The organism is Nocardia sp. NPDC060220 (assembly GCF_042727815.1).
GTDB lineage: Bacteria > Actinomycetota > Actinomycetes > Mycobacteriales > Mycobacteriaceae > Nocardia.
In genome coordinates, this window is the sequence record NZ_JBHWZY010000562.1 from 1 (window position 1) to 4,631 (window position 4,631).

Annotated in this window: 4 protein-coding genes and 1 pseudogene; all 5 read left to right on the top strand. The window is 66.1% G+C overall.

Annotated elements, in window-relative coordinates; genetic code table 11:
- Positions 1 to 574, top strand: a pseudogene (locus ACFWF3_RS25105) (mammalian cell entry protein); the annotation flags it as partial.
- Positions 571 to 1,611, top strand: a complete 1,041-nt coding sequence (locus ACFWF3_RS25110; protein WP_379315672.1) for an MCE family protein — start codon at positions 571 to 573, stop codon at positions 1,609 to 1,611. The pseudogene ACFWF3_RS25105 and the gene ACFWF3_RS25110, both read left to right, overlap by 4 nt.
- Positions 1,612 to 1,619: 8 nt before the next feature.
- On the top strand, positions 1,620 to 2,675 hold the full coding sequence (locus ACFWF3_RS25115) for an MCE family protein (protein ID WP_379315674.1): 1,056 nt from the start codon (positions 1,620 to 1,622) through the stop codon (positions 2,673 to 2,675).
- The gene (locus ACFWF3_RS25120) at positions 2,672 to 3,778 is read left to right on the top strand and encodes an MCE family protein (protein WP_379315676.1); all 1,107 of its coding nucleotides are present in this window, start codon (positions 2,672 to 2,674) and stop codon (positions 3,776 to 3,778) included. The genes ACFWF3_RS25115 and ACFWF3_RS25120 overlap by 4 nt, the downstream gene beginning before the upstream one ends.
- Positions 3,775 to 4,631, top strand: an 857-nt coding sequence (locus ACFWF3_RS25125) for an MlaD family protein (RefSeq protein ID WP_379315678.1), incomplete at its 3' end; no start/stop codon positions are given. The genes ACFWF3_RS25120 and ACFWF3_RS25125, both read left to right, overlap by 4 nt.

Genomic DNA, 4,631 nt, shown 5'->3' on the forward strand with positions numbered 1-4,631 from the left:
GGATCTCCTCGATGCCCTGCATTCCGCGGTCGTCCCCATGCGTGCTGTCGTCGAGCAGGAGGCCGAGCTGCGCAACCTGCTCACGGCGGGCACCGCCACGTTGTCGACCGTCGGCGGCGGATTGGACCGCCACGTCGAGGAGATGGTGACGGCCACCGATCAGCTCACTCCGGTCCTGGATGTCTTCGCCGCGGGCAGTTCGAACTTCGGTCCCATCGTGGGCAGCATCAAGAACTTGTCGGACGTGTGGTTCGCCGAATTCTGGAACGAGGAGACCAAGAACGGGACCGGCAAATTCCAGATCAGGCTGACCCCGGACACCGCGTACACGCGGGCGGACTGCCCCCGCTACGGCGATCTCGCCGGCCTGAGCTGCGCGACAGCGCCGCTGACGACCTCGGCCGAGCCGCTGCCCGCGTCGCTCGATCCCCGCACCATGCCGAAACCTGTGCTGACCCCGCAGATGCAAGACCTCATCGGTCGGGTGCTCGCGGGCGGTGCCAACAGCGCGGAACAGGTGCTGGCCCAACTACTCACCACCGGTGTCCCCGGAACAGGAGGTGCCCCACGATGAACCAGCATCGTCGTTCGGTGGCCGGACTCAGCATCTTTCTCGTCGTGGCGTTCGCCCTCATCTCGATGACCTTCGTGACCCTGAATCGCGGCATCGACGGCTCGACGAAGCCGTATTCGGCGATCTTCACCGATGCCACCGGATTGCGGGTCGGCGACGACGTGCGGATGGCCGGGGTACGCGTCGGACGTGTCGACGCGGTAGAACTCGCCGGTACCCGAGCCCGGGTTCGGTTTCGGGTTCAAGATGCCCAGCACCTCTACGGCGACACCGTGGCCGCCATCACCTATCAGAACGTCATCGGACAGCGCTACCTCGGTTTGTCCCGTGGGGAAAACCGCGTGGACTCCGTCCTCGCGAGCGACGGGGAGATCCCGGTGGAGCGTACCGAGCCGTCCTTCGACCTCTCGGCGCTGCTCAACGGATTCGAACCACTGTTCAGCGGTCTCGATCCCCAGCAGGTCGACAATGTCACCGCCGCACTCGTGCAAGCGTTGCAGGGCGACGTCGGCTCGCTGACCCGGCTGATCGAGCAGATGTCCACGCTGGCACAGTCTTTGGCCGGTCCAGACCAGGTGCTCGGCGCGGTCATCACCAATCTCAACCAGGTCGTGCAGAGCCTGGCGGGCCGACGGGCCGAACTCAGCACCTTGCTGAGCCGAACCCGGACCATCGTCGAAGGGCTGGCGCGTCACCGTGACGAACTGATGACGACGTTGACCGAGGTCTCGGGAGTCGCGGACCGGATGGCGACCGTCGTCGCCGAGGATCGGCCCGCGCTCGAGCGACTGATGAACCGGGAACCTGGGTTCACCCGGCATTTCGAGCAGAACAAGGATCAGTTCGCCTACCTGGGATTCAATCTGCCCGCGCTGTTGAAGGGCATCGCCCGCGTCAGCCAGGAAGGCGCGAACCTCAACGTCTATCTCTGCAATCTCGGCTTCACCGCGATCCCAGCGCTCTCGGAATTGATCCCGGCGATCGTCAGAATGGCCACCCCGGCCGGAACCGTTCAGCAATCGCCGATCTGTAGGTGAGGCAATTCATGACACTCTCGACTCGAATTCGGCGGCTGAGCGCTTCGTACGCCCAGCCGATCGAAGAACAGAGCCCGCGCATGCTGGGGCTCGTGGCGTTGGCCGTACTGGTCGTGTTGCTGGCGTGCGCGCTGGGCTGGAACATGCTCGGTGTCGGCGAGCGCAGCTACGACGCCGAGTTCGCCCAGGCAGCCGGGCTGCGCGTCGGTGACAGCGTCACGGTCGCCGGCGTCCAGGTCGGTGCGGTGACCGGCCAGACGCTGGTGGGTGACCGCGTCGTGGTGCGGATGCGGATCGCCGGCGACGTACCGCTCGGCACGGAGACCACCGCCGCGATCAAACTGACCACGCTGCTCGGCGCCCGCTATGTCGAGGTGCGCCCGGCCGGTCCCGGCGAGCTGCGTGATCGTCGGATCATGCTGTCGCACACCGCTGTTCCCTACGATCTGCAACAGTCGCTGGAGAACGCCACCACCACGTTCGAACAGGTCGACGCCGCGCAGATCAGCCGCTCCCTCGACACCCTGGCCACGCAGCTCGACGGCGTGCCCGCGGTCCTTCCCGGCGTGCTGACCAATATCAGGACGTTGTCGAGCATTCTGGGCAGCCGCCGGAACGAATTGGGTTCCTTGCTGACCGGGGTGCGTGAGCTGACCGCCATGGTCAACAGCCAGCAGTCCGATGTCGAAGTGATCGTCGGTATGGGTCGAGACCTGTTGACCGACATAGCCTCCCGGCGACAAGCGATCGAGTTGCTGATGTCGGCGACGACTCGACTGGTCGAGCAGGTCCGCGGCATCGTCGTCGATGACCGGGCGGATATCGACCAACTACTCACCGGACTCAACGGGCTGCTCGGCAGCCTCGCCCGCCACGACGACCTGCTGCGCAATACCTTGCAGATCCTGCCCGTCGCGGTCCGCAACCTGACCAACGCCTCCGGCAACGGAAACTCGGTGGACTTCAACGCGCCCGGCGGTGTGCTCGTCGACTCGTGGATGTGCGCCCTGAGCGGACACGCCGAATTGGCCCAGTTGCCACAGTATTTCGGAGATTGTCGATGAGAACACTGATGAAGCTGGTGCGGGTCGTCACGGTGCTCGCAGTTCTCGGGTTCGTCGGTTGCGCGAGCGCGCCGATGCGAAGCGGACCCGACGACATCACGGTGGTGGCCCATTTCGACAGTGCCGCAGGACTATACGTCGACAACACGGTCGCGATACTCGGGATGCCGGTCGGTGAGGTCACCACGATCGTGCCGCGAGGAGCCTACGTCGAGGTGACCATGCGGGTGGACGGCGAAGCGAAGATCCCCGCGGACGCGATGGCGGTGACGGTATCGACATCGGTCCTGACCGACCGGCACGTGGAGTTCACCCCCGTGTACCGGGGCGGGGAGACGCTGCGCGACGGGACGACACTCGGATTGGAGCGCACCAGAACGCCGGTAGGGGTGGATCGGTTGCTGGCCATGGCCGACGGCCTGTCCGGTGAGCTGGGCGGCGAGCAACCCGGTGACGGTCCGATCGCACGGATACTCGCCGTCGCCTCGTCGGCGACCAGCGGCAACGGGCAGCAGATGCGCGCGACCATGGACGAGTTGTCGCGGGCGCTGCGCCTGGGCGATGACGCGGGAGCGGGGACCCGGGACGCGGTCACCCAGATCACCCAGGAGCTGTCGGTACTGGTCGCGGCGGCCGCCGACGGTGATCAGACCATCCGTGAATTCGGCGCGGCCTCGGGGCAATTGGGTGAGATGTTGACCCAGCTCGAGATCGGATCGGGAGCAACCGGCGCGCAGATCACCGCGGTGATGCGGCAAGCCGACGATCTGCTGATGGCCAATCGGGAGCCGTTGCGCCACGCGGTCGCCGACACGGGAACCGTTGTCAAGGCGCTCGCCGACTATCGCGACCAGTTGGCCGAATTCCTCGACCTGACGCCGATGTTGCTGGCCAACGGCTACAACGCGGTCGATCAGGAGGCAGGCGGTGCGCGCATCCACGCGCTCCTCGACCGGGTCGCCTTCGACGGGCAGATGGTCAAAGAGGTGTGCAACATCCTCGGGCTGCGCCAACTGGGTTGCAGCACAGGAACTCTGCAAGATTTCGGACCCGATTTCGGTATCACCGACATGTTGGAAGCGATGAGTAGGTTGCCTCGATGAGAACCAGGAATTCCGTGCTGACGACGGCGGCACTGGCGCTCGCCGTGGTCACGGTGACCACCGGATGTGGCGTCGGTCTCGACGACTTGCCGCTGTCGGCACCCGGGTCGGGCGAGTCCGGCTACACGATCAACGCGACGTTCGCGAACGCGCTGAACCTGCCGGCGAAGGCGAAGGTCCGGCTGGCGGGCGCCGACGTCGGCGAGGTAGCCGAGATGTCTGTCGCCGACTACAAAGCCAAGGTGGCGCTGCGTATTCGGGCCGATGTCGAACTGCCGGTCGGCACTCGGGCGCAGCTGCGCACCGCGACCCCGCTCGGCGATGTCTACGTGGCGCTCGACGCACCGATCGATGCCACACCCTCGACCGCCGCGCTGCGCGACGGAGATGCCATCGCGTTGCCGGAGACCTCGGCCGCGGCGACCGTCGAAGAATTGCTGACCACGGCCTCGCTGCTGGTCAACGGCGGTGCCATCCGCAATCTGACCAGCGTCGTGAACGGACTCGGGCGCGCGGTCGGCGATCGAGGCGACAACCTCGGTGGGCTGCTGGATCAGTCCACCCAGCTGGTCACGGCCCTGGCCGCCCGTTCCGACGACATCCGGCTCGCGCTGACCGAAACAAATCGGCTGGTCAGCGAATTGGCCGCGCACCGCACCGTGATCGACGAGTTCATCAGTGCCGCGGGTCCCGCGTCCACCGTCATCGAGGCGAACGCGCAGCAGGCGCTAGCGCTCGTCCGGCAGGTCGACGATGTCAGCGCTCAACTGGCGAAGTTCCCGGTTCTTCGCGGTGGTGAGATCGGCGGGCTGATCGCGAATCTCGACCAGATCTCCGCGGGGCTCAACGACGC

Bases quoted from the DNA above. Each gene is read 5' to 3' on its own strand.
- ACFWF3_RS25115 (WP_379315674.1), top strand. From the start codon at position 1,620: ATGACACTCTCGACTCGAATTCGGCGGCTGAGCGCTTCGTACGCCCAG.
- ACFWF3_RS25120 (WP_379315676.1), top strand. From the start codon at position 2,672: ATGAGAACACTGATGAAGCTGGTGCGGGTCGTCACGGTGCTCGCAGTT.
- ACFWF3_RS25110 (WP_379315672.1), top strand. From the start codon at position 571: ATGAACCAGCATCGTCGTTCGGTGGCCGGACTCAGCATCTTTCTCGTC.